The following is a 26,651-nucleotide window of genomic DNA, read 5'->3' on the forward strand; positions in this document are numbered from 1 at the left end:
GCATGTAAAGTTTACAACTTTCCTTTTTTAATTTCGTCGACAACTTCTGGATTGAGTAAGGTTGTGATATCTCCAAAATCAGCGTCGTTATTTTCGGCGATTTTTCTAAGAATTCGTCGCATGATCTTTCCAGATCGCGTTTTGGGTAATCCACTTACAAACTGAATTTTATCCAATTTAGCAATCGGTCCGATCTGACTTGCAACTACTTGATTAATTTCATTGCGCAAGTTGTCGTGATTACGAGTCATTCCTTCTTCTTTCAAAATCACAAAGCCGTAAAGAGCGTTTCCTTTGATGTCGTGCGGAAAGCCAACGATCGCACTTTCTGCAACAGCTGGATGTTCGTTTATGGCGTCTTCAATTGGCGCGGTTCCTAAATTATGTCCGGAAACAATTACGACATCGTCAACGCGTCCGGTAATTCGGTAATAACCTACTTCGTCGCGCAGTGCACCGTCTCCGGTGAAGTATTTTCCAGGAAATGTAGAGAAATATGTTTTCTTATATCGTTCGTGATCGCCCCAAATGGTTCGTGCAATGGCAGGCCATGGAAATTTTATGCACAAGCTTCCCACAACCTGATTTCCGTCGATTTCATTACGCTTTTCGTCCATCAATACCGGCTGGATTCCCGGCAACGGCAAAGTCGCATAAGTTGGTTTTGTAGGTGTAACGAAGGCAATAGGCGAAATCATGATGCCACCCGTTTCCGTTTGCCACCAAGTATCGACAAGCGGACAGCGTTTACCTCCTACATGATCGTTAAACCAGTGCCAAGCCTCTTCATTAATAGGTTCACCAACCGAACCAATCACTTTCAATGACGAAAGCGGGAACTTTTGCACATAATCCAAGCTCTCTTTAGCTAGCGAACGTATCGCTGTTGGCGCCGTATAAAACTGCGTAATTTTATGTTTTTCAATTACTTGCCAAAATCTACTCGGATCGGGAAACGTCGGAATTCCTTCAAACATCACGGTAGTTGCACCGTTTAATAACGGCCCGTACAAAATGTAAGAATGTCCGGTTATCCAACCTAAATCTGCCGTACACCAGAAGATATCGTTCTCTTCGTAATTAAAAATATTCTTAAAAGTATAAGCCGTGTAAACCATGTAACCTGCGGTGGTGTGTACCATTCCTTTAGGTTTTCCGGTGCTTCCACTGGTATAGAGAATGAAAAGCGGATCTTCACTGTCCATGATTTCTGCCACGTGATTGTCGGATGCATCAACCCACAAATCGTCTAGCCAAATATCGCGACCGTCGGTCATGTTTACCGAAGTATGTGTGCGCTTTGCCACGATTACGCGCTCTACGGTATCGTTTGATTTCAAAGCTTCGTCGACAATTTCTTTCAGATTAATGGTTTTGTTTCCACGGAAACCGCCGTCGCTGGTAACAACTAGTTTACAGCCCGCATCGTTTATTCGGGCAGCGAGTGCAGCTGATGAAAATCCGGCGAAAACTACCGAGTGAATGGCACCGATTCGCGCGCAAGCTAAAGTAGCTACCGCTAGTTCCGGAATCATAGGCATGTATATGCAAACACGATCGCCTTTTTTCACACCTAAATCTTTGTAGATATTTGCCATTTTACAAACCCGCGAATGCAATTCGTTGTAAGAAATGTGCTGTGCTTCCTCGTCGGGATTATTCGGTTCAAAGAGAATTGCCGTTTTTGTACCACGTTTCGCCAAATGACGGTCGATACAATTTTTTACAATATTTAATTTGCCGTCAACAAACCATTTTACATCGGCTTCAGCCATATTAAAATCAACCACCTTTTCCCAATTTTGGTACCAAATAAAGTGCTCTTCAGCAATTTTTCCCCAAAATTTTCGTGGTTCGCGGATCGACTTATTATAATGTTTAAAATATTGTTCTAGGTTTTCAATCTTGTAGTAACTCATGGCTTAAAATTCGTGTAGTTCAAATCTAATAACTTTTATTCGTTAACAAGTAAAAAATCACAAACGAGTGTTCACGAAATCGTTTGCAAAAGCTATTTTTTATTTAATTTGTGGAAAAACAATCCAAAATGATAATCAAACCGGAAGAACTCGATTTCAAATCGGTTTATAAGTTGCTCACCGGACTTGTAATTCCCAGACCTATTGGTTGGGTAGCTACTGTCAGTGAAGACGGTGTGCACAATTTAGCACCTTTCTCTTTTTTCAATGCCGTAAGTGCCGATCCGCCTACGCTCATGTTTTCGGCTTCTAACAGTCCGAATGCCAATAAAGATACTTCTCGTAATGCCCTTCAAACAGGTGAGTTTGTCGTTAATATGGTCACCGAGAATTTAGTTGAACAGATGAACGATACGGCAGCACCGATTCCTTCCCACGAAAGTGAGTTTGATTATGCGAAGATCGCTTACGCAGAAAGTACCGTAGTGAAACCGCGTCGTGTGGCAAATGCACCGATTTCGTTTGAATGTAAGGTTATTCATCATCATCACATCGACGGACAACGCGGTGGAAGTATGATGATTCTCGGAGAAATTGTGATGATTCATATAAACGATCAAATTGTGGATGAGAACTATCACACCGATTTAGAAGTTTACCAGCCAATTTCGCGTTTAGCGGGAGCTTTTTATGCACGCTTAGGCGATCAATTTGTTTTAAAACGCGCACAATGAAAATAGCAGTAATTGGCGGTGGTCCAGGCGGATTATACTTCTCGATTTTACTCAAAAAACAACAACCTACGTTCGAAATTTCGGTTTTTGAACAAAATAAAGCCGATGATAGCTTTGGTTTTGGTGTTGTTTTTTCAGATGAAACACTAAGTGAATTTCTTCAAAAAGATCAAAAATCATACGATTTAATAAAGAATTCGTTTGCTTATTGGGACGATCTCGACGTGGTTCTCAACGGCAAATCGGTTCGAATTTCTGGAAACGGATTTTGCGGCTGTTCCCGGAAAACCCTACTCAAACTCTTGCAGCAACGTGCCTTAGAAGAAGGTGTGAACTTGCATTTCGAAACAAGTATTGAACCCGATACGGCTGTTTTAGCATACGACTTAATTGTTGCTGCCGACGGAATTGGCAGTAAGTTTAGAACGCAATTCTCCGAGACATTCAAAACCGAGGTTACTCTCCATTCGAACCGATTTGTGTGGATGGGTTCTACAAAACCCTTAGATGCATTTGCCTACTTTTTTAGAACTACCGCGCACGGTGCCATTGTAGCACACGCCTACCAATACGAAGCCGGAAAAAGTACGTGGATTTTCGAATGTTCGGAAACAACATGGAAAAATGCTGGATTCGATAAACTCGACGAAGCGCAAACGGTAGCGGTTTTACAGGATTTATTTGCTGAAGAACTCGACGGACACGGCTTGCTCACAAACAAATCAATTTGGCGTCAGTTTCCCGAAGTTCACAACCAAAATTGGCATCATAACAATATTGTTTTATTGGGCGATTCGAAAGCCACTGCGCATTTTTCCATTGGTTCGGGTACGAAATTAGCTATGGAATCGGCTATTGCTTTGGCAGAAGCGGTTCAAACACATCAAACAAATTTGCCTGAAGTTTACGCACTTTACGAACAAAATCGCCGCAAGCGTGTAGAAGCTATACAACATGCAGCAGTAGTTTCATTGAAGTGGTTTGAATCGATGGATTTACAAGTGAAAAAGCCGTTTGAAGCATTTGCTATGGCAGTAATGACACGTGCTAAAAAAGTAACCTACGAGAACTTGCGCATTCGCGATCGTAAATTCACTGATTTTGTAGCGCAGGCGTTTGCACAGAAAAATGTCGCGTCGATTAACAGTCCAGCTTTTCAACCCTTGAAAATTAACGGCTGTACGTTGTCAAATCGTATTGCCATGAGCGCTATGGGGCAATACTGCTCAGAAAACGGATTACCAAACGATTGGCATTTTCAGCACTATACCTCGCGCGCACTTCAAGGACTTGGTTTAATCATTACCGAGGCAACTGCGGTCAGTGCAGGTTCGAGAATTGCTGAGACTTGCACGGGTATTTACAATTCCGAACAGCAAGAATCGTGGCAAAAAATCAATCGTTTCATACACGAAAACTGCGACACCAAAATTTGGATTCAGTTGGCACATGCCGGTCGGAAGTCGGTTATTGAGCCTGTCGGACCTTCAGCGATTCCCTTCCATGAAAATGGAAAAATTCCAACCATTTTAAACGACAGCGATTTAGAACAAATTACAGAGCATTTTAAAGCTGCCGCAGAACGAGCCGTCGCAGCCGGTTTTGACGGAATTGAAATTCAAATGCATCACGGATTTCTACTTGGAAGTTTTATTTCACCGTTGACAAATTTGCGAACCGATTCTTTTGGCGGAAGCATTGAAAACCGCATGCGCTTTCCGATTCATATATTAAAGACAATTCGATCGATCGTTGCAAAAGACTTTCCTATTTCTGTGCGAATTTCGGCAACCGATTGGCATTCCAAAGGCGTTTCAAAATCTGATATTCAAACTTTTGTTTCAACTTTGAAAGAAAATGGTGCGAATATCATCAATGTTTCGACAGGCAATACGCATGCGCAACAGCAGGTAAAAGTTACGCCAATGTGGCAAGTTCCTTACAGCGATGAAATTCGAAATGCTTGTAATGTAAAGACAATAACAGCAGGTGAAATAACGGATATCGATCAGATTAATACCATTTTACTTGCCGAGAAAGCCGATTTGATTGCCTTAGGAAAGCCACTTTTATTGAATCCCGGATTTGTAATGAAAGCTGCTGCTTATGAAGGTGTTACTTTGAATAAGATTCCAAAAGCTTATCAAAGATCGTGGGATTCTCTACTCAAAACAACGCAGTTTGAACGCATGCAACTCGAACGTATGAAACAAGCTTTAAAACCAAAATCACATAAACCACAATGATGATTGCCGACCGTTTTGCATACGATGGATTGCCGGAAGCGAATCGCTTAGCTCATAATCCGTTTGTTGAATTTCCCCGTTTTAAAGGAAATTGCACGACTTTGTTTTTGGAAAAGAATATTGAAACGGGTTGTGGAGATAACATTGCTTTAATTTCTGAAAATCATTCAATTACTTATTTTGAATTACTTGAATTAGTTAATCAGGCAGCTCACGAATTAACTAAACGATACGGAATTCAAGCCGGAAATCGCGTATTGCTTCGCGGATACAACAGCGCAGCTTTTGCTGTGTATTGGTTAGCGATTGCGCGAATTGGCGCTATAGCTGTTGCAACTATGCCACTTTTGCGGAAGAAGGAATTAGAAGTGATCGCAGAAATGGCTGCTGTGAACTTAATGATTTGCGAAGATGAGTTAGCCTCAGAACTCGATTCGTTTTCAAAAAATGAAAACACAAAACTCCTTTTATTTAATCGTGCTAACTTCCATCTTTCTTTAAAGAAAAACAATTTCAGCACCTATTTCCAGCCTTTTATTGCCCATGAGGAACTGCTGGCCTTGATAGGTTTTACTTCAGGAACTACAGGAAAACCAAAAATGACTGCCCATTATCACAGTGATGTAGCAGCTATTTGCGAAGGATTTCCCAAATATTCATTGAAACCTAAAAGAGGAGAGATTTTCGCTGGGAGTCCGCCGCTAGGTTTTACCTTCGGATTAGGCGGCTTGTTGCTGTTTCCTTTGTATTATGGAGCTACTTCCCTACTCATTCCCAAACCTGCTCCAGAAGTTTTGCTGCAAGCTATCGAAAAACAAGGCGTTACAACTTGCTTTACTGCACCAACCGCTTGGCGTGTCATGTGTGAAAAGGCAGCCGATTACAACATCGACACCCTAAAATATTGCGTTTCGGCAGGCGAAGCATTGCCCGCTAAGGTGGCAAAAGATTGGGAAGAAGTTACGGGAATTCCGATTTTGGATGGTATTGGCGCTACGGAAATGCTGCATATTTTCATCGGATCTTCACACGAAAAACGGAAAATCGGTTTTACAGGAGTTCCGATACCGGGTTACGAAGCGACATTATTCGACGACTTTGGTAATGAAATACAGGAGATTAATAAAGCAGGTCGGCTAGCCGTTCGTGGAATTACGGGTTGCAAATATCTTTTCAACGCTGAAAAACAAGACGCCTACGTACAGAATGGCTGGAATTTTACAGGCGATATTTACCAAAAAGACGCTGATGGCTTTTTCCAATTTGTGGCACGTGGCGACGATATGATCATTTCTTCGGGCTATAACATTGCAGCAATCGAAGTAGAACAAGTACTTTTGGAACACGAATTAATAAAGGAATGTGCTGTGGTAGGAAAACCCGACGAAAACAGAGGTATGCTCGTTGCTGCTTATGTTGTTTTGCACGAATCGGTTTCCGGAAACGACGAACTCAAAATACAAATACAAAATTGGTTTAAAGAACATGCCGCTCCGTACAAATATCCGAGACATATTGAATTTGTAGCGACACTTCCCAAAACGGAAACAGGAAAAATTCAACGATTTAAACTTCGAACGTCATGAAATCTTTTATAAAAACAGAGGAAATACGCTTCAGGCATTGCGATTACGCCGGAATTGTGTTCTATCCACGCTATTTCGAAATGCTCAATGATTTAGTAGAAGATTTCTTTGCCGAAGTTTTAGAACGTCCGTTTTCCAAAATACACGAAACCAACGGTATTCCAACAGTACAACTGCAAACGCGTTTTTCGGCGCCCGCGCGTATTGGCGATAGGATAACCAAAAAACTGAACGTTCGAAAAATAGGTTCTTCTTCGGTTGTATTTAAATTTTCCTTTACAGGAGCGCATGATCAAGAAATTTTGTCGGGCGAAGCAACACTAGTGAATGTGCGTTTAGCAACAGCAACCGAAGCTATGAAATCGGAACCCTTTGATACAAAAACCATTGAACTTTTAAATCAATACGTATGAGTTTAGAACTTCCGAAATTTAAAGCAGCAGTTGTACAAGCATCGCCTGTTTTCCTAAATGCCGAAAAAACGGTTGATAAAGTGCTCGACATCATGCGTGAAGTGGCGCGGAACGGTGCTCAACTGGTGGCATTCCCCGAAGTTTTTATCTGTGCATATCCGTATTGGAATTGGATACTTACGCCCGTTCAAGGAAGCAAATGGTTTGAACTCTTGTATAAATCGTCTTTAACGGCTGATGATATTCTTATTCAGAAAATCCAAAAAACAGCAAAGGAACTTGATTTGACGGTTGTTATTGGCATGAACGAACGCGGAACAAGCTTTGGCGAACTGTACAATATGAATTTGATAATCGACAACACCGGCGAGATCGTTGGAAAGCACCGAAAGTTAGTTCCCACCTGGGCGGAAAAACTTACATGGACTTCTGGCGATGGTTCTTCCTTGCGCGTTTATCCAACAAAAACAGGAAATATTGGAACTTTAGCTTGTGGAGAAAATACCAATACTTTGGCCCGATTTACTTTGTTGGCACAAGACGAAAACGTACACATTGCCAATTACATTTCCTTGCCTGTGGCACCTCCTGATTATGATATGGCCGATGCTATAAAGATTCGAGCGGCCGCACATTCGTTTGAAGGAAAGTTGTTTACACTCGTTTCATGCTCAACTATTGGTGCCGATGCGGTAAAAATGTTGGAAACGGATTGTCCGAATGCTGCTGAATTGCTTAATCGCGAACACGCTGCTTTTTCCGGAATTATCGGTCCGACGGGAGTTCCGATTTCCGAACCGTTAATCGACCAGGAAGGAATTGTCTACGGAGATATCGACTTAAGTAAATGTATCCAACCCAAGCAAATGCACGATATTTTAGGACATTACAATCGTTTCGATATTTTTGAACTCCGTGTGAATACAGCGAAAACTAAGAGAATAACGTTTCTTTAAATAAATTCACTTTTCATAAAAATAAAGTATTGAATTTAGTATAGTTTTTTTCTACTGCTTGAGAAAAATGGCAAGTTATTCCGATGTTAAATTTATGAAACGTTCTACACTCTCCGCGAGTTCTACACTCTCCGAGAGTTTTAAATTCTCGAAGAGTGTTAAGGTACTAAATTGTTATTTAAAAAAATCTAAAATCAAAAGATGACTAGTACCTACAATTTCGCAGAAGCAGTCAAAGAGACACTTACTGAATACTTTTCAAATAAATTAAATATATATGCAGAAATTGTCTTGAAGAGTTTAAAACTCTTTAAGTTTATACTGTCAAACTTTTTAACCGCCATTTATGAAAAATTACAAGCCTTTACCACTGGAGCAGGGAAACTACTATCACATTTACAATAGAGGAAATAATAGCATCAATGTTTTTTTTGATAATGAAAGTTACCGCTATTTTTTAAAATTATTGGAAAAGTATACTTCGCCAATTGCAGATATCTATGCATGGTGTTTATTAAAAAATCACTTTCATATCTTGGTTTATATAAGAATTGAGAAAGAGATAAAGTTTGATAAGTTAAAATATTCAACTGTTGAAAAAGCTAAAGTTCTTGATGCCTCTAAGCAGTTCGGTCATCTTTTCAATGCCTATACCCAAGCAATCAACAAGAAATTTAATAGAACAGGCTCTCTTTTTGAAAAACGATTTTCACGTAAATTAGTCTCTTCAAGTATTTATTTGAAAAATTTGATTTGCTACATTCATTACAATCCTGTTAAGCATGGCTTTGCAAGTAAAATGAGTTTATATCATTGGTCGTCTTTTAATGACATTTTTTCAACAGAACAAAGCACGTTAAGAAGAGACGATGTTATAGAAATATTCGGTGGAAAAGAACATTTTCTTGCGTATCACATGCAACAGCAAAATGGGAATGCCATTAACGAATCAATTTTAGAATAATTTTCGAGCAACTTTGAGTTTAATAATTTAATACTTTTGAATACTACCAAATGAATAATAATCATTCAGACGATCAACTAGGAAGAGCGCGAGTTAAATCTTCGCCTGAACTCGAAGCCTATTACAAAGAATTAGAAGGCTTGGGTGCTGGTGCTTTATGGACCGTTGCCAACGACATTGAACCTTGGGAACCTCGCTCCTACTCCGTTCCTATGTTATGGAAGTACGAAGAACTGCGCGGCCTAGCTTTAAAAAGTGCCGAATTGGTTACACCCGAACAAGCAGGCAGACGCGTGGTTTATCTCGTTAACGACCATCGAAAAGCGGTAAGTGCAGCTGTTGGTTGGTTGTACACAGGTATTCAAGTTACAAAACCCGGCGAAAGTACTTCGGCACACCGCCACAAAGCTTCGGCACTGCGTTTCATTATGGAAGGAAAAGGCGGCTATACGGTTGTCGACGGACATAAAATAACCTTTGAAGTAAACGATTTTGTAATCACTCCAAACAGCACCTGGCACGAACACGGCGTTGCCGAAGATGGCGAAACCTGCGTTTGGCAAGACGGCTTAGATATTCCGCTAGTAAATGCACTGGAAGCGAATGATTATGCGGTTTATGACGGAAAACAAGAATTAAAGTATCCTGTTAATTATTCCGTTTTAAATTACGGAAATTCAGGTTTTTATCCTACTCATGAAATTTGGGATAAGCCGTATTCGCCGTTATTTAAATTTGAATGGAAGAAGATTTATCCCGCTTTAGTCGAAGCAGCAAAAGTTAATCCGATTGATGCGTACGACGGTGTAAAAATGCGTTACTGCAACCCGATTACGGGTGGACACGTTATGCAAACCATGGGCGCTTCCATGCAATTACTTCCTGCTGGATTTTCTGGCAAGCGTCACCGACACACGGGTTCGTTTGTTTATCAAGTAGCGAAAGGCTTTGGATATTCGATTATTGCGGGAAAGCGTTTTGATTGGAAAACCCGCGATATATTTTGCGTGCCGTCTTGGGCGTGGCACGAACATCATAATGCATCGGATACCGAAGATGCCTGTTTATTCTCCTTCAACGATTTACCAGTTATCGAATCACTAGGTTTGTACCAAGAACAAGCCGATTAAAAATTACATTATGAAATTAAATAGTTTCCTTTTTCACGAACGTGAAACCTTGGGTGTTGTTTTGGGCGATTTTGTCGTTAATACACGCCTATTGAACGCACATTATCCCGAAATTCCAGTGACGATGCTTGAACTTATCGATCGCGGACAAGCAGCGAAAGATCAGCTACAATTGCGTATTAATCGTTTGAAAGAAGGAGAATTTGTTCAAGTAAGCCAAAAGCTTTCTGAAATCCAGTTGCTGGCTCCAATTCCAAAACCAAGGAAGAATATTTTTGGTATCGGATTAAATTACACCGAACACGTAGCCGAAAGTGCGCGAACGCTTGATACTTCAAACGAATTGCCGCAACAGCCTGTCATTTTTTCTAAACCACCAACTACAGTTACCGCACATCAAACCGCAGTTCTATTAAATCGAAAAATTACGAATCAGCTGGATTGGGAAGTCGAATTAGCGGTTATAATTGGAACTGGAGGTAAAAACATTAGCAAAGAAACTGCACATAATCACATTTTTGGTTACACCATTATAAACGACATCTCAGCACGCGATTGTCGACGTGCCGGACAATGGATTGTTTCCAAAGGTCAAGACACTTTTGCACCTATGGGTCCTGCCCTACTTACTGCCGATGAAATTTCAGATCCACAGGATTTAGACTTACGACTTACCGTAAACGGCATTGAAAAACAAAACAGCAATACCAAGTTTATGCTTTTCAGAATTGCCGATTTAATATCAGATTTAAGTACCGTTTTTACTTTGGAGCCTGGCGACATTATTGCAACAGGAACTCCCGCTGGTGTTGGTGCTGGGCGAAATCCGCAAGAATGGCTGAAAGACGGCGACCTTATTGAAGCCAGCGTGGAACGATTGGGAACGCTTGTAAATCACGTAAAGGAAATTTAATGACTTCAGAAAAAATATACCGTATTGGCCAGATCGTACCTTCGTCGAATGTGACGATGGAAACCGAAATCCCTGCTATTTTCAGAGGCAGAGAAAGCATTTTACCCGAACGCTTTACGTTTCATTCGAGTAGAATGCGCATGAAAAAAGTTACCAAAGAGGAACTAGAAGCCATGGATGCCATGAGCTTGAAATGCGCGGTCGAATTGTCAGATGCACGAGTAGACGTAATGGGCTATGCCTGTTTAGTGGCTATTATGAGTATGGGAAATGGGTATCATTGCGTTTCCGAGAAAAATCTTCATGCCGAAACTGTTGCCAACGGTGCTCCTACTCCAATAATTACGAGCGCGGGCGCATTGGTTAGTGGTTTACAAACCTTGAAAGCCAAAAAAATCAGTATCATCACGCCGTACATGCGTCCGTTAACCGATTTAGTGGTTGGTTATTTAGAACATCAAGGATTTACCGTAATCGATTCCATTGCTTTGGAGATTCCTGATAATTTGGAAGTTGCCGCGCAAAATCCCATGAATTTATTGGAAATATCCGAACGTTTAAATATCGCTGGAGCCGATATGGTGGTAGCATCTGCTTGTGTGCAAATGCCTTCTCTAGCTGCTATCGATCCGCTACAGCAAAAACTCGGATTGCCCGTTACCAGCGCAGCGGTTTCAACTACCTACGAAATGATGAAAGCACTCGGAATTGACCGAAAATCTACTTTAGGAGGCGAACTTCTTTCCGGTAAGTACTAAAACTCGCATTGAATTTATTCGCAATAGGATAACATTCGCGTAAAGCACATTTCATAAGAGCTGCCGAACTTTACTAAAAAGATTAGCTGCTATGAATCCATTGTCTTACGCCGAAGTAAATTCTGATTTAGAAAACATCATCGCCATTAACAACAGCGACGATTACGATGATAATTTATTTGATTTCGACTTCGACTATGATCCAAACGACATGTATTTCGAATTGATGGATCAGTCAGATCTATAATTTCATTTCAGGTTGTGAGCGAGAAGTCGGTTTATTGTATTTTCTAAGAAATTTCTTCTTAAAATTGTTTACTATTGCTTCAAATTGAAGTACATAGTCATGCGTTTTCTCTGTCTCACGTTAATTGCGCTAGCACAAATATGCTTTTCTCAAGAAATTGAAAGCAGTACACCGTCTTTAAAGAAAATCGACAGTTTAAAAGCGGTGTTGCGACAAGCAAAGAATTCAAAAAACGACCGGCTCGCGTATTATTTAGCCGAAGATTATCGCTTCATAAACGCCGATAGTGCAACACATTACGCACTTCTGGCAGAAAAATGGGCGGGAAAAAATCCAAAAAAGCGCAGTAAGATTTACCAACTATTGGCAAGTATTAAGCGTATTTCTGCCGATTATACTAGCTCAGAGAACTACTTCAAACGCGCCATCCAGCAGGCGAAAATAGCCAAAGATGTTCCTCAGGAAATTGCCGTACTAAACGATTACGGCATCATGCTCGAAAATCGGAGTCAGTACACCGAAGCACTCGATTTATACCTAAAAGCCTTGCGACTCAGCGAAAAGCAAAACGATTTAATCGGAGCAGCAAATGCGCAACTTAACATCGGATTTGTGTACTTGAGTCAGGATGAAATCGACGAAGCGTACAATTGGTTTAAAAAGTCGCTCGCCAACAGCATAAAAGCCAAGTACAAGAAGGGCGAAGCTTGGAACTACAGCAATATTGCTATCGTGCTCGACCGAAAAGGACAATACGAAGAATCGCGAAAATACTATTGGAAAGGAGCGGCCTTCATTGATAAAGAAAAGAACAAACGCGAGTATTCACGGATTTACTTCAATGTGGCCAACACGTATAAATCCGAGCGTCGCCATAAAGAAGCCACCTTCTATTTTTTGAAATCACTCGAATTAAAACGCTTGTTTAACGATCCGTTTGATTTAGCATCGACCTTAGCAAAGTTAAGCGTTTCATGCCGGCAAACCGGAGATTACACCAAAGCTGTCGCCTACGCGGAAGAATCGCTTGTCATGGCACGAAAAGCTGAATCGGCTGATTTGGAAATCAGTTCGTTAATGGCGCTTTCCGAAGCGTACGAAGCTGTGGGCGATTACAAAAAAGCACTCTCGTACGAAAAACAAGTTCCGGATTTAATGGACGATTTGTACAATGAGGAAAAGCTTGAAAAGCGCACCGAAATGATTGAAAAGTACGAGTCGGAAAAGAAAGCCCAAGAAAACAAATTACTGAAACAAAAAGCCGACTTAGCCACGGCTATGCTTCACAAAAAAAATCTAACCATCGTAACGTTTTCCCTAGTTATCGCCTTGGTGCTGGTCGTCCTGTTGTCGGTGTATCTTCAATCGCGCAAAAAAGAGAAATTAAATGCCTTACTCGTACAACAGAAAGCGGAGATTGAAACTAAAAATTCGTTGCTGGAAGAAGCTGTTTTCGAGAAAAATAATCTGATGAATATCGTTGCACACGATTTGCGAGCGCCTCTCGATAAGGTAAAAGGCTTGAGCGATTTGCTGCGAGATGCCGACACAGATCCGGAAACTCAGAAACAGTGTTTGGATTTAATTACTATTGTAACCGACCAAGGACGCCGCCTTATCGACGATCTGTTATGTCTGAGTAAGGCCGAATCGACCGATTTCGTTGTGGAAAAAACTGAAGTTTCTGCTCGGCCGTTTTTGGAAAATTTAGCTAAGACTTATCAAATGTCGGCGCAGGAAAAGGGAATCACGTTGCTTTGCGAAGCGATTGAAACCACTTTTTATACAGACACCGACAAGCTACAACGCATTTTAGACAATCTGATTTCCAATGCTTTAAAGTTCTCACCAAAGGAAAAGCGCGTCTGGATTCGCTTTTCAGAACGCGACGATGCATGGATTTTCTCAGTTCGCGATGAAGGACCGGGAATTAGTGATACCGATCAAACGAAGTTATTTCGCAAATTTCAGAAACTAACTGCCCGCCCCACCAACGGCGAAGCGTCGACAGGTTTAGGTCTAGCGATCGTAAAACAACTCGCAGAGCGCCTAAACGGCAGCATCGAAGTATCGAGCACCTTAGGCGAAGGAACCACTTTTTCTCTGATTTTAAAGAAGTAGTTTTTTGGGGGTGCCGGCGGTGCAATCATACCGCTTCGCAAACGGTTCACCAAACCGCCGTCGCGCCATACGCTGTATCTTTCCGGCGAACGCATAATGGAAACACCGTAGCGCCGCAAAGGATGCCGCTGCTGTCGCTCACCCGAGAAATGATTTGTAAACGTTTCGGAATAAGTAAAGAGATTGTGCTCGTCGTGAAACTACACCAGAAAAATTGTGTTCACTCAAATCAAATCAGCCGTAATCAAATAGTAGTTGACTTCCTAAAGCTAATTTTCACCCACGAGTATTCGAGTTACGTCTCCTTTTTCTTTGATAGATAGATAAAGCAGATAAGACCCAAAAACAATGAAACCGATTATTGCCGCTGCTAATGCAAGGAAAATCGACTTGCTCGAAAATTTATTTCGCCACAAAATCCAAACGCCAGACAAAACTAAATACGAACTAAAATCTATGTTAAACTGTCCGTTCCAAGATACCGCCAGAATGTCGTTTATAAAAACATGAAAAAGCGACCATCCTGCATTGTTGATTGTTAGACCTGTGTAAACCAGCACTAAAAGCACTTGGAGCACTAAAAATATTTTTAGAAACGTTAACTTGTTTTTTGAAGCATTCATTGATACTCGGTTTAAGATTTCCGCTGCAAAATTAGATCAATTATCTTTTTATCAGTGCCAAAATAAGTTTGTCAAACAACCGATCCGACAAGATCGATCTTAAAAATAAAATCAGATGGGCTCCTCCACCAGTTGCGTATCTCGTCTTGGGCTTACTTGCTCGTACGGCTTTTAGAATAGTTTTTGCAACCACCGATGGCAGCGAACCTCTGTTATCGGCATCAGCAAGCATTTTTACATGCTTCTGCGCCAGCGCACCATAAGCTGTACTTCCCGAAGTTTTGAGTAAATGCTCACGCGCAATACCGTTCCATTCCGTTAAAATAGCACCGGGTTTAATGATCACGACATCAATTCCAAATTGCTTAAGTTCCATACGTAAACTGTCGCTCAAACCTTCAACAGCAAATTTAGTGGCATGGTACCAAGCGCCATGCGGCTCTCCAAAACTACCGCCAATAGACGAAATGTTGATAATCCGACCACTCTTCTGATTACGCATAGTTGGCAGCAGCAATTGCGTTAGGCGTGCCAATCCAAAAATATTCACTTCGAACTGATATTTTGCTTCTTCCAACGGAACATCTTCTAAAGCTCCATACGAGCCATAGCCCGCGTTATTTACCAGTACGTCAACGCGTTGCTCTTGGGCTAAGAGAGTTTCCACCGCCTTTTTAATAGAAGCATCGTTTGCCAGATCTAGTTCTACTAAATGCGCGCCCAGCTGCGCCAAATCGGCCATTTTTTCGAGTCTACGCGCCGCGACATAAACGGTATATCCGTCTGCGATTAGCATTTTAGACGTTTCTTTTCCAATTCCCGACGACGCGCCGGTTACTAAAGCTACTTTTTTCATTTTTTTGATTGTTTATAAATATGATTGACTAATCAGTCGTTTTAGAATTTAAAAAAATTTAGGTGATCATTCCCCACAGCATTTCAAAAGTGGTTTCCACTACTTCAGATTGTTCGGTTTTAGAGAGTTCCTTTGAAGTCATGAACTGATACAAGCCAAACACCTGATTAAGCATAAGTGCATAGAGCAAATCTACCGGAAGCTGTTTTATTGCTCCTTCGTTTATTCCCTGCTGAATCAATTGTAAATGTGGCTCTTCGTACTTGCGCAAAGTTTCGAGTTCGAGCTGACCGTGATAGGGCGACGTATGAAATTGCTGTAAGAATCGGAATTTATCTCTGTTGTCGAGAGCCCAATAGAGCGATGCCAGAATATTAGTTTTTATCGTGTCTTTTATGTTGGCATCCACAGCGGTATTATTCGCCACGTAAAGCGCCAGCTCTTCTTTAAAATTGGTGTATAGCGTAACGATAAGTTCTTCTTTGGTCTTAAAATACTGAAAGAGTGTTCCGTTGGCAACGCCCGCTTCTTGTGCAATTTTACTAGTTGCGGTGCCGTGAAAACCGTTTTCCACAAACAATTTGAGCGCAGCTTTGATGATGGAATCTCTTTTGTTCATTTTGTGATTGACTAATCAGTCGCAAATCTATTTACTTTTCCGAAACCTAAAAAAAGATCCGATAACTTTATGATTTTTTTAAGTGATAAGGTCTTTAGCTATTAAAAACACACAACACTCTTACAGTATTTGTATTCCTACTAGCGGAATTTTTTTGGGGGTGCCGGCGCTGCAATCATACCGCTTCGCAAACGTTTCACCGCAGCGCCGTCGCGCCATACGCTATATCTTTCCGGCGAACACGTGGTGGAAATACCGTAGCGCCGCAAAGGATGCCGCTGCTGTCGCTCACCCGGGGGAAGCTGCAAATGAAAAAAAAACTAAAAAAAAGAAAAAAGGGAAAAATAGAAAAAAGCGAAAAAAATGGAAAAATTTCCCTTTACGAATTTTGCGTAAACCTTTGCGAACTTTGCGGTTAGCTTTCGACAGGCTCAGGCACCGACGATAGTGGGTTAAGTTGGGCAAAACGATACGTTAAGTGGTGAACGCCACGATCCCGATAGCTATCGGGACTAACTTCTCAAAAAAAATTTTTGCCTTCAACAGGCTCGGGCCGTAACGATGCGTTGGTTCGCGTAGGAACATGTGCCATTAAGCGGTTAATTGATATATTCCGAAGGCTATCGGAATGCATTTCATATATTAGTACGTGTAAAGCAAATACCTTAAAATCATATTTATATATAAATCTTACTCATAGTGCAGTCTACAAAACTTTTTATTGTCGCCTATTTCCAATTTATTTTCTTTAAACCAGCTGATAAAATTATTCCACTTTTCTTGATTAGCTGACTGCCACACAATGAACTTATCTTCATCACCTTTCATCAAAATCCAATGATTATATGCCTCAGCATGGCCAAGTTCTAATATTTTCTTTTGGTATTCAAAAAGTACATTCGGATGTGTTTTCGCACTTCCTTGACGATAGTATTCTTGAATAAAAATAGACCGTAATTTATCGAGAGAATTTATATCAATTTTCGAAATACCATCGAAAGACAAAATAAGTGCTTTACCGAAAACCATACAAAAAGGTCTGTTTTTCTTCTTTAGTTCTTTTTTCGAATCAATCACGATGTTACAAAAATCAATTTTTGTAGTGTCTCCATCGATCGTAATTTGACTATTGTAGGTGTCGAAAAGTAGTTTGCTAATTTCAGAAGTTCGGCTACTGTTGCGTTCTAAATTCATAAAAATCTCACCGTAAATTAACCCCCAAACTTCTTCGGAAGAACTACAATAAATCCGAGCAGCCCGGTAGTAATTTGAAGGGAATGATGGATCGGCTTTTATACCATCTTCATAAAACGATAGCGCTTTTAGATAATCTTTCTTGTGCCAGTAAACGTTACCTTTTTCTAAATACAAACTTCCTGATTTAGGAAATAATTTCAGTCCTTCGTCGTATATTTCTATAGCTTTCTCAGAATTTTCAATATAATCATAACTATTACCTAAGAGTTGAAAAAAACGGTCGTTAACTTTTTTATGATTTTTAAACTGTTCTAATATCTTTATAGCTTCATTATAATCCGATTTTTTATAGTAAGCTAAGGCAAGTTCATAAGGATAATCTAACCTATCAGGATCTAACTTTTGAGCGTCTTTCAATAATTTAATACTTTCTTCAATTTTGCCATTATCCATGAGCTTAATGGCTTCTTGCCCTTTTTCTAAAGCTATTTTTTTAGGGTCTGTTTGCCCGAAAATTGTATTCACCACCAAAAGAAATCCACCTAGTAATAAAATCTTAAACATATTCCGCATACTTACATGCATTATTTAAATCCGTTAGTTTTATTTTTTCAATCACGCCTAAATGTAAAAAATAATTGATTAACAATTTATTGGTTAAAAAACTATTTTCAAATTACTACTTTTAAAATGTTGTTCGTAAAGTAGCTTCCTTCTCTCACCTACCTATTTGTTACTACATTTTCACGAATTTTTGCTAACGTATGCCCTAGCCCGGATGGAAGCGGCAGCCCGTAAAAAAAATATGGCAACGTGAAGCGGTACGTGTGGGCGACCCAAGAAGCCCAACACCTGCCGACTGAACGAGGCGTATTTTTTGCGGACTATAGCGAACAGCCGGAAAAGCTACGAATAGAAAAAAGCGAAAAAAATGAAGGAAGCAAAAAAGGCAGAAAAAGCGAAAGAAGGAATAAAACGCTGTGCGAACTTTCACGTAAAGCTTTCGACACTTTCAGGCTCCAACGATACGTGGGTTCGGGTGGGAACATGAAACGTAAAGTGGCGAATTCATCGTGTCTCGCTTCTAAAAACTAGCCGTCTGCAAACTCAGCCACCATCGCAACTTGAAAAATGCCCAATGCAAGGTTAAAATGGCGGTAAGTTCCCTTGAATACCGCTAACTTGCTAGCTACAAATTCAACTTGGTTTTTAAAAGCAACTAATTGAAAATATGCTGATTATCAAAATATATAGCAACCGTTAAAATGCCTAAAACTTTTTTGTCGGCGCGATGGGAAGATCTAATCATGGCAAATTATGCCGTTGATCCGGAAATTCTGCAACCCTACCTTCCGAAAGGCGTTGAACTCGACTTTTTTGAAGGCAAAACCTATGTAAGTTTAGTAGGTTTTATGTTTCGAAATACGCGCTTGTTTGGTCTTCCTATACCACTGCTCGGAACTTTTGAAAAGATAAATCTGCGTTTTTACGTTAAACGCCGCACAGAAAACAGCTATAAACGCGGCGTGGTTTTTATTAACGAAACCGTTCCGTACCCAGCAGTTGCCTGGCTTGCCAATAAATTGTACAAAGAACATTACACCGCCATACCTACTAAACATCAAATTTTGGCAAACGCCCAAAATCGCTCGCTGAGCTACCAATGGAAAACCAATAATAACTGGAACCATTTGCAACTAAATTGCAGCCCAAACGCTGTTGCCATGCGTGAAAACAGCATCGAAGAATTTATCTTTGAACACTACTACGGCTACACTAAAGTGTCGGACACCAAAACCTTGGAATACCGCGTAAACCATCCACGTTGGCAGGTTTTTCCCGTAATGAACTACGACATTTCTTGCAATTTTAAAGCAATGTACGGAACTGATTTTGAATATCTTGCTAGACAAAAACCGGATTCGGTTATCGTTGCGAACGGCTCCAACGTTACGGTCGACTGGAAACGTCATTCAATTTAATACTACATCACATGAAAATAGATACTGCCGCCCTTGAACAACTCGAAACGCGTTACCGTACGGCTTTCATCAACTCGCTTGCCGGTTTCAGACAGGCCGTTTTGGTAGGAACTAAAAGCGAAAGCAGCACTGAAAATCTGGCTATTTTTAATTCGGTTATTCATCTCGGCGCCAATCCGGCTTTGCTGGGTTTACTGAGCAGGCCACATACCGTGCCGCGCGATACGCTCGAAAACATGCTTGCCACCACATTTTATACCTTAAACTACGTAGCGGCAACGCATTATAAAGCGGCACACCAAACCTCGGCTCGCTACGACAAAGGCGTTTCGGAATTTGAACAAGTGGGTTTTACGCCCGAATATCACGACGATTTCTACGCACCGTATGTACAAGAAGCGGTCGTACAAATTGGTATAAAACTCGAAACACACATTCCCATTCCATTAAACGGAACGGTTTTGTTGGTGGGCAGTATTCAGCACATCCGTCTTGCCGATGATTTAGTAGGTGCCGACGGATTTGTACATTTGTCGGATGCAGATGTTTTGGTAAGTCAGGGTTTAGACGCATATTTTCGAGCGTCGGCTATAGGAAGACTACCCTATGCAAAACCTTAAAAACTCATTTTCAACTGCAAAGACAAGAGTATCTAAAGTAACGATTTACAATGAAAGTAGCTATAATTGGCGGCGGCTTGGCGGGTTTAACCTGTGCCTGGTACTTAAAGAAAAACGGAATCGCGGATGTAACCGTCTTCGAATCGTCGGATTCGGTTGGTGGAAAAGTGAAAACAGACCTTATTTCGGGATATCGCTGCGACCGCGGATTTCAAGTACTCCTTCCCGCCTATCCGGAAACTAAAAAAGTATTGAATTACGAGGCGCTCGACTTACAGCGTTTTGACAAAGGATCGTTGATTTTTAGAAACGGGAAGAAAATTCCGTTTTACGATCCGGAGAACGGCGTTTCGGCTTTAATACAAACGGTATTGAAAGGTCCGGGTAGTTTACGCGACAAAGTACTGTTGCTCAAATTGAAGTTGCAACTAAGTCGAACGAGCGTTGACAGCATTTTAAACAGTGCCGATACCCGCACCTCACTAGCGTTCTTGAAAGATTTTGGTTTTAGTTCGTCGATGATTGCAGACTTTTGGAAACCGTTTTATCAGGGTGTTTTTTTGGAAAACGACTTACAAACGGATAACCGAATGTTGCGATTTACATTTAAAATGTTTGCCGAATCGGGCGCTGCCGTTCCCAAAAACGGTATGGGTGCGATTCCCGAACAACTCGCTGAGTATATAGGTTCAGAAAATATTCGTTTAAAAACCGCTGTTACGGCCTTCGATGCGCAGTCAGTTACGACAGCTGTTGGCGAAACCAGTACTTTTGATACCGTGGTTTGTGCGTTTAATTACGAGAAATCGGTGTTGTACCACAGTGTTTCGAACTATTATTTTGAGGCAGAACAACTTCCGCTCGAGAGCAAACACGTTTTGTTGAATGCCAATGCCAAACGAATCGTAAACAATGTGGTTTTAATGAGCTGCGTGGCACCCAATTACAGGATTACGAACAAACAGTTGATTTCTGTTTCGGCAAACGGAACGGGCTGGACGAACGAACAAATTACCAACGATTTACAACTACTTTTTGGCGCTCAGGTTCGCGATTGGAAGTTGGTGAAATACTACGAGATTTATGAAGCGTTACCCAATTTGAACCCGATACGTAGCTTTAGCAGCCAACAGAAAGCCGGCGTGTATTATTGCGGTGATTACCTGACGCAAGGATCGATTAACGGTGCGATGCAGAGCGGAAGAATCACAGCTGAAGCCATCTTAAATTCAAGAAAATAAACGTTGTTTCGTCGTTTAGAAAAAGAATGAATCGAAGTTTTTTTCGTTAACAGAAACAGCATTTCGGGTTACATCAAGAAGGTCTTAATGCTTGAATTAATATCATAAAAAAAGGTCGCCTTATTCGGGCGACCTTTTAGTTTATGTACGAAAGAAATTATTTCACTTCTTCGTAGTCGACGTCTTGTACGTTATCACCTTGCGTTTCTGCAGTCGGTTCAGCTTGTGCTTGTTGAGCACCTGGGTTCTGACCTTGTGCGTACATCGCTTCGGTAGCTTTTTTCCAAGCGGCGTTTATTTTGTCTAAACCGGTTTGGATAGCGGCTAAATCTTGAGCGGCGTGTGCTGCTTTCAATTCGGTTAAAGCTGCTTCAATTTCCGCTTTATCGTCGGCTGAAATCTTATCGCCAAGTTCTTTCAACTGACTTTCCGTTTGGAAAACCATAGAATCGGCTTCGTTTAATTTTTCAACACGTTCGCGTGCAATTCTGTCGGCTTCGGCATTAGCTTCAGCATCTTTTTTCATGCGCTCGATTTCTTCTTGCGTAAGTCCGGAAGACGCTTCGATACGAATATCGTGCGATTTACCAGTTCCTTTATCGGTTGCAGAAACTTTGATGATACCGTTTGCATCGATATCGAAAGTTACTTCGATTTGCGGTACGCCGCGTGGTGCTGGTGGGATTCCGTCTAAGTGAAAACGACCGATGGTTTTGTTATCGGCTGCCATAGCGCGATCTCCTTGTAATACGTGGATTTCCACAGATGGCTGAGAATCGGCTGCAGTAGAGAACACTTGCGATTTTTTAGTTGGGATCGTTGTGTTTGCTTCGATTAATTTCGTTAGTACACCACCCATTGTTTCGATACCGAGAGATAGCGGTGTTACGTCGAGTAACAATACATCTTTCACATCTCCAGAAAGTACACCACCTTGGATCGCAGCACCGATGGCAACTACTTCGTCGGGGTTCACGCCTTTAGACGCTTTCTTTCCGAAGAATTTCTCAACTTCTTCAGCAATTTTAGGCATACGTGTAGAACCACCTACCAAGATTACTTCGTCGATATCTGAAGTTGACAAGCCCGCATCTTTAAGCGCTTTTGCCACAGGATCCATCGAACGTCTTACCAACGAATCGGTTAATTGTTCGAAACGAGCACGAGAAAGTTTTTTAACTAAGTGCTTAGGTCCGGTTGCTGTAGCGGTTACGTAAGGCAAGTTGATTTCAGTTTCAGCAGAAGAAGACAATTCAATCTTTGCTTTTTCAGCTGCTTCTTTAATACGTTGAAGAGACATTGGGTCTTGACGCAAGTCGATACCTTCTTCGCTTTTGAATTCATCTGCCAACCAGTCGATTATGGCTTGGTCGAAATCGTCTCCACCTAAGTGTGTATCACCGTTTGTTGAGAGAACTTCAAAAACGCCGTCGCCTAATTCCAAGATCGAGATATCGAATGTACCACCACCTAAGTCGTATACAGCGATTTTTTGATCTTTTCCTTTTTTATCTAAACCGTAGGCAAGAGCTGCGGCAGTAGGTTCGTTGATGATACGCATTACTTTAAGTCCAGCGATTTCGCCAGCTTCTTTAGTTGCTTGGCGCTGTGCATCGTTAAAGTATGCTGGTACAGTAATTACAGCTTCAGATACGGTTTGTCCTAAGTAATCTTCTGCCGTTTTTTTCATTTTTTGAAGTGTCATAGCCGACAATTCTTGAGCGGTGTACAAACGACCGTCGATATCCACACGAGGTGTATTATTGTCGCCTTTAACTACTTTGTAAGGCACTCTACCTGCTTCATCAGAAGTTTCGGTGAAATTTCTTCCCATGAAACGCTTGATTGAGGCGATGGTTTTGGTTGGGTTTGTAACTGCCTGACGTTTAGCAGGATCGCCAACTTTGATTTCACCACCATCTACAAAACCGATGATTGAAGGTGTTGTTCTTTTTCCTTCTGAATTAGGAATTACAACAGCCTCACTACCTTCCATTACGGCAACACATGAGTTGGTCGTTCCTAAGTCAATACCAATGATTTTACCCATTTTGCTTATTTAATTTTTAGATTTTTAATCTGTTTTTAATGACATCCTTCAGTAGTCAATCTTTGTGCCATTGTTTAAATGAGGTGGTTTTAATGTCAGATTTAATGAATAAGCATAAAAAAACTGTCAAGTTGACATATCGTAAATTTATGTCAACGTAACAGTTTTAGCGTAATTAGAGTAGTGTATTAATACTTCATAAGCCACACTAACATCAGCGTTCCGAAGATTATAGCTACCGCGGAACACAAAAATCTAAAACACATTTTTTCGCTCCAATCTTTCATAATTAGTGATTTTAGCATTAATGTTTGTAGAAATGGGGATAGCTAATTTAACACTATTTTTAGAATTAGCAACTGATTTTGAGAAAATTATCTTCGCTCGAGCGCTGCTTCGTATAAAAGAATCCAGTCTTTAGGAGTCATTTGTTTTAGTAGTTCGCCGAGTAATTTTATTGGCAATTCTGCTGGTTTAAATCGAATGCAACTTTTACCCATGTCGAGTTTTCTTTTACTGTGTAGTGGATATTGTTCTGTAAACCAGTTCAACAAATCGGTGTTAACATAAATGCCCATGTGATAGAGTGCGATGAAATTTTTCTGATTGGCGAAACTTACAAAAGGTAGCGGTTGTTTGGGATCGCAATGGTAGCCGCGGGGAAACATACTGTGGGGAACCACGTACGCCGGCATGCCGTAACCAATTGTTTCTTCAAAACCTGACGGCAAACTCTTAATTAAGGTATCTCGCAATTCGTTTAAATCGTTCTGTCGATCTTGTGGCTGTGCAGCAATATACTTGTCAACAGCCTCGCTTTTCTTTATCATTTGCATTAATTTAGGCGACGAAATTTAACAACTTTCAACCAATCTATAACAAACCATGTCAAAAGCGCCTGTAAGAACCGACAAAACGTGTTTGAATTGTCGGCATGTGGTCGAAAATCGTTTCTGTCCAAACTGTGGACAAGAGAATGTTTCGGTCCGAAAAAACTTTTACCATTTATTTGTTCACTTTTTCGAAGACTTAACGCACTATGAAAATGCCTTTTGGCGAACAATCAAAAACCTAATTACAAAACCTGGCTCGCTTACTTCGGAGTATTTGTCGGGAAAACGGATGTCGTACCTCGCTCCTATCCGACTGTATATTTTCATCAGTTTTGTTACTTTTTTGTCGATTAATTTATTGCCTGCAGATTCTGAAGCAGTAACTGTAGATACAGGCAAGCAAACGAAAGCTGGAAAAATTGATGTAGAAACGGCAAAAAAGAACGCGCACAACTTGGTTTCGGATTTGGCAAAGGACAATAAAATTGGAAAGAAAGAAGCCGACAGTCTCAAAAATTTTATTGCGTCGGTACGAAAAAGCGACGATGATATATCGGTTGGATTTTTTCGAGATGAGGCTAAAACCTTGGAAGAATACGATGAAAAAATCAAAAAGATGCCAGAAGCTGAAAAGCCACCGGCTATAGAACAGATGTTCGTGCGGAAGTCGATTGAGCTAAACAACAGATATACCGGAAGAGAGCTGCAGGAACGATTTTTTGAGACCTTTAAGCACAATTTACCTAAGGTATTGTTCATCTACATGCCTTTGTTTGCTTTTATTTTATGGATTTTTGAAAGCAAGAAGAAATATTATTACTTCGATCACGGCATTTTTACCCTGCATTATTTTTCGTTTTTGTTGTTGATGTTGCTGCTAGAACATTTGTTCAGTTGGTTCTTTTTTGTGACTGGTTTAGAAGGGTATACAGCTGTAGAAGTTATTTATTCGATTTTTGTTTTAGGACTCCTACTCTACTCCTTTTACTATTTTTTTCCAGCGCACCATCGCTTTTATAAAACCGAACGTGTTATCACATTTTTCAAAGGAATTTTCATTTTCATGATCAATTGTTTCCTAATAATCTTAGTTTTAACCGGAATGGCACTCTATACCTTTTACAATATAAAATAGTTATGAAAAAACACCTTTTAGTCGCCGCGGCGGCATTATTACTTTGGTCTTGTGGTTCTAAACAGGCGGTATCAGCATCGGTAGCGGCTCGAAATGCAGAAGTAATTAAAGAGTCTGAACTGCGTGAAATGCTTACATACATTGCTTCTGACGAAATGCAAGGACGTGAAACAGGTTCTGAAGGTCAGAAAGCCGCTGGTCGATATCTGATCAATCAGTACAAAAAAGCAGGTATCGGATTTCCTCCGGAGCAAAGTGGCTACTACCAAGCAGTTCCGGCCGCATACATGAATAAAAAAAGTCGAGAAGTTTTAAATGATTCGGAAAACATTTGGGCTTTTATTAAAGGAGATGAAAATCCGGATGAAGTAGTAGTATTATCGGCACACTACGATCATGTCGGAACAGAAAACGGTACAGTTTATAACGGTGCCGACGACGACGGTAGCGGTACCGTTGCACTAGTCGAAATCGCCAAAGCCATTAAAAAGGCACAGAAAAACGGATTAAAACTTAAGCGATCGTTGCTTATTTTACATGTAACTGGCGAAGAACACGGCTTGCACGGATCGCGCTATTATTCTGAAAATCCGGCTTTTCCACTGCTTAATACAGTCGCAAACGTAAATATCGACATGATTGGCCGACGCGACGTAGAACACAAAGACAACGGAAATTACGTTTATGTAATCGGATCTGATTTTCTATCCACCGAATTAGATAAAATCTGTAAATCGGCTAATGAAAAATCTGTGAATATTTTCTTAGACTACAAGTACAACAACAAGACCGACCCAAATCGATTTTACTACCGTTCTGATCACTACAATTTTGCTAAAAACGGCATTCCTTCTGTATTCTTGTTCAGCGGTGTTCACGAAGACTATCACAAACCAACCGACGATGTGGAAAAAATTGAATTCGATTTGCTGACAAAACGTACAGAACTCGCCTATAATATTGTTTTAGAATTGCTTACGAAAGACAAGCGAATTGTTGTTGACAAACCAATCGATTGATTTACTCCAACTTTAAATGATATAGTTTGGCGTCGAATTTTATTTGGGCCAATCAAAAACCGTGTCTTTACCTTTAAAAGACACGGTTTTTTTTATCAATGGTACGTTCTGGTAGTTCTATAATTGCAAAATGCGAAGGTCGTTTGTCGTTCTTCCTACGAATCAACTCAGCGTGTAGCCTGTTTAACCAAAATCTTTGTTAAATCACACGATAATGTGTCCTTTTTCTAAAAAGCAATAGAGCTATTGATTTTCACTTCGAACTTATACTGTAGAAGTAATCACAACGCATATCATGTAAGTTTAATGGCAAGAGCGCTATAATTCGATGTGGTTTATGTTTTAACATTTGATTTCTCTTACGCCTACCGATTTTTACGGATTTCCCGTAATGCTATGTCGATTTTTTTCGGGAACTTCGCCCGAAACGGGAAGGGGAAAACGGGTTAATCCCAACGAAAAAAAAACGAAACACGGTTACGGAAAAAC

General features: G+C 40.7%; 23 protein-coding genes. 16 read left to right on the forward strand and 7 right to left on the reverse strand.

All coding sequences use genetic code 11. From position 1 onward, the window contains the following. Positions 1–11: 11 nt before the first annotated feature. A complete protein-coding gene (acs, locus tag Q0064_RS13360) occupies positions 12–1,919 on the reverse strand; it encodes an acetate--CoA ligase (protein ID WP_298148710.1) in 1,908 nt (635 codons plus the stop codon). Positions 1,920–2,047: 128 nt separating this feature from the next. Here acs and Q0064_RS13365 point away from each other — a divergent pair, with 128 nt between their 5' ends. The 11 genes from Q0064_RS13365 to Q0064_RS13415 all read left to right on the forward strand — a co-directional run bounded on the left by Q0064_RS13365 (position 2,048) and on the right by Q0064_RS13415 (position 13,987). Next, positions 2,048–2,653 (forward strand): flavin reductase family protein, encoded by a 606-nt coding sequence (locus tag Q0064_RS13365; protein WP_094486565.1) that lies wholly within the window; start codon positions 2,048–2,050, stop codon positions 2,651–2,653. After that, positions 2,650–4,899 (forward strand): FAD-dependent monooxygenase, encoded by a 2,250-nt coding sequence (locus Q0064_RS13370; protein WP_298148711.1) that lies wholly within the window; start codon positions 2,650–2,652, stop codon positions 4,897–4,899. Before Q0064_RS13365 ends, Q0064_RS13370 begins: the two co-directional genes overlap by 4 nt. Beyond that, positions 4,896–6,485: an AMP-binding protein gene (locus Q0064_RS13375; RefSeq protein ID WP_298148712.1), complete on the forward strand. Its 1,590-nt coding sequence runs from the start codon at positions 4,896–4,898 to the stop codon at positions 6,483–6,485. The genes Q0064_RS13370 and Q0064_RS13375 overlap by 4 nt, the downstream gene beginning before the upstream one ends. Next, on the forward strand, positions 6,482–6,898 hold the full coding sequence (locus Q0064_RS13380; protein ID WP_298148713.1) for an acyl-CoA thioesterase: 417 nt from the start codon (positions 6,482–6,484) through the stop codon (positions 6,896–6,898). The genes Q0064_RS13375 and Q0064_RS13380 overlap by 4 nt, the downstream gene beginning before the upstream one ends. Further along, positions 6,895–7,854 carry a carbon-nitrogen hydrolase family protein gene (locus tag Q0064_RS13385; RefSeq protein ID WP_298148714.1) on the forward strand — a complete coding sequence of 320 codons (960 nt, stop codon included), beginning with the start codon at positions 6,895–6,897 and terminating at the stop codon, positions 7,852–7,854. The genes Q0064_RS13380 and Q0064_RS13385 overlap by 4 nt, the downstream gene beginning before the upstream one ends. A gap of 346 nt (positions 7,855–8,200) precedes the next feature. Further along, on the forward strand, positions 8,201–8,818 hold the full coding sequence (locus Q0064_RS13390) for a hypothetical protein (RefSeq protein ID WP_298148715.1): 618 nt from the start codon (positions 8,201–8,203) through the stop codon (positions 8,816–8,818). A 50-nt stretch (positions 8,819–8,868) separates the two neighbouring features. Beyond that, complete coding sequence (locus Q0064_RS13395; protein WP_298148716.1) at positions 8,869–9,948, forward strand: cupin domain-containing protein; 1,080 nt, start codon at positions 8,869–8,871, stop codon at positions 9,946–9,948. Between the two features lie 10 nt (positions 9,949–9,958). Next, entirely contained in the window at positions 9,959–10,861 is a 903-nt protein-coding gene (locus Q0064_RS13400; RefSeq protein ID WP_298148717.1) for a fumarylacetoacetate hydrolase family protein, read from the forward strand. Beyond that, positions 10,861–11,619, forward strand: coding sequence for an Asp/Glu racemase (locus Q0064_RS13405; RefSeq protein ID WP_298148718.1), 759 nt, complete (start codon positions 10,861–10,863; stop codon positions 11,617–11,619). The genes Q0064_RS13400 and Q0064_RS13405 overlap by 1 nt, the downstream gene beginning before the upstream one ends. Before the next feature lie 91 nt (positions 11,620–11,710). Continuing rightward, on the forward strand, positions 11,711–11,866 hold the full coding sequence (locus Q0064_RS13410) for a hypothetical protein (protein ID WP_165764487.1): 156 nt from the start codon (positions 11,711–11,713) through the stop codon (positions 11,864–11,866). A gap of 99 nt (positions 11,867–11,965) precedes the next feature. Further along, a complete protein-coding gene (locus tag Q0064_RS13415; RefSeq protein WP_298148719.1) occupies positions 11,966–13,987 on the forward strand; it encodes a tetratricopeptide repeat-containing sensor histidine kinase in 2,022 nt (673 codons plus the stop codon). 269 nt (positions 13,988–14,256) lie between these two features. On the opposite strand, the gene Q0064_RS13420 is transcribed toward Q0064_RS13415, so the two are convergent. From Q0064_RS13420 to Q0064_RS13435, 4 genes are all read right to left on the reverse strand, one after another. After that, on the reverse strand, positions 14,257–14,610 hold the full coding sequence (locus tag Q0064_RS13420) for a hypothetical protein (protein WP_298148720.1): 354 nt from the start codon (positions 14,608–14,610) through the stop codon (positions 14,257–14,259). Between the two features lie 40 nt (positions 14,611–14,650). Beyond that, the gene (locus tag Q0064_RS13425; RefSeq protein ID WP_298148721.1) at positions 14,651–15,466 is read right to left on the reverse strand and encodes an oxidoreductase; all 816 of its coding nucleotides are present in this window, start codon (positions 15,464–15,466) and stop codon (positions 14,651–14,653) included. 58 nt (positions 15,467–15,524) lie between these two features. Further along, on the reverse strand, positions 15,525–16,085 hold the full coding sequence (locus Q0064_RS13430) for a TetR/AcrR family transcriptional regulator (RefSeq protein ID WP_298148722.1): 561 nt from the start codon (positions 16,083–16,085) through the stop codon (positions 15,525–15,527). 690 nt (positions 16,086–16,775) lie between these two features. Then, positions 16,776–17,846, reverse strand: a complete 1,071-nt coding sequence (locus Q0064_RS13435; protein ID WP_298148723.1) for a tetratricopeptide repeat protein — start codon at positions 17,844–17,846, stop codon at positions 16,776–16,778. A gap of 701 nt (positions 17,847–18,547) precedes the next feature. On the opposite strand from Q0064_RS13435, the gene Q0064_RS13440 reads away from it, so the two are divergent. From Q0064_RS13440 to Q0064_RS13450, 3 genes are read left to right on the forward strand one after another with little or no spacing between them, the layout of a single operon-like run. Further along, positions 18,548–19,264, forward strand: coding sequence for a DUF2071 domain-containing protein (locus Q0064_RS13440; protein ID WP_298148724.1), 717 nt, complete (start codon positions 18,548–18,550; stop codon positions 19,262–19,264). An 11-nt stretch (positions 19,265–19,275) separates the two neighbouring features. Next, positions 19,276–19,884 carry a flavin reductase gene (locus tag Q0064_RS13445; RefSeq protein ID WP_298148725.1) on the forward strand — a complete coding sequence of 203 codons (609 nt, stop codon included), beginning with the start codon at positions 19,276–19,278 and terminating at the stop codon, positions 19,882–19,884. 50 nt (positions 19,885–19,934) lie between these two features. Further along, positions 19,935–21,125, forward strand: coding sequence for an NAD(P)/FAD-dependent oxidoreductase (locus Q0064_RS13450; protein WP_298148726.1), 1,191 nt, complete (start codon positions 19,935–19,937; stop codon positions 21,123–21,125). Between the two features lie 157 nt (positions 21,126–21,282). Here Q0064_RS13450 and dnaK read toward each other — a convergent pair whose 3' ends face one another. Both dnaK and Q0064_RS13460 read right to left on the reverse strand, forming a co-directional pair. Continuing rightward, positions 21,283–23,175, reverse strand: coding sequence for a molecular chaperone DnaK (gene dnaK / locus Q0064_RS13455; protein ID WP_298148727.1), 1,893 nt, complete (start codon positions 23,173–23,175; stop codon positions 21,283–21,285). A 374-nt stretch (positions 23,176–23,549) separates the two neighbouring features. Beyond that, positions 23,550–24,005: a DUF1801 domain-containing protein gene (locus Q0064_RS13460; protein ID WP_298148728.1), complete on the reverse strand. Its 456-nt coding sequence runs from the start codon at positions 24,003–24,005 to the stop codon at positions 23,550–23,552. 55 nt (positions 24,006–24,060) lie between these two features. Between Q0064_RS13460 and Q0064_RS13465 the strand changes: the two genes are divergently transcribed. Beyond that, positions 24,061–25,143 carry a DUF3667 domain-containing protein gene (locus Q0064_RS13465; protein ID WP_298148729.1) on the forward strand — a complete coding sequence of 361 codons (1,083 nt, stop codon included), beginning with the start codon at positions 24,061–24,063 and terminating at the stop codon, positions 25,141–25,143. A gap of 2 nt (positions 25,144–25,145) precedes the next feature. Next, positions 25,146–26,162, forward strand: coding sequence for a M28 family peptidase (locus Q0064_RS13470; RefSeq protein ID WP_298148730.1), 1,017 nt, complete (start codon positions 25,146–25,148; stop codon positions 26,160–26,162). Positions 26,163–26,651: the final 489 nt, after the last annotated feature.

Source organism: Flavobacterium sp., assembly GCF_027490375.1.
Lineage (GTDB): Bacteria > Bacteroidota > Bacteroidia > Flavobacteriales > Flavobacteriaceae > Flavobacterium.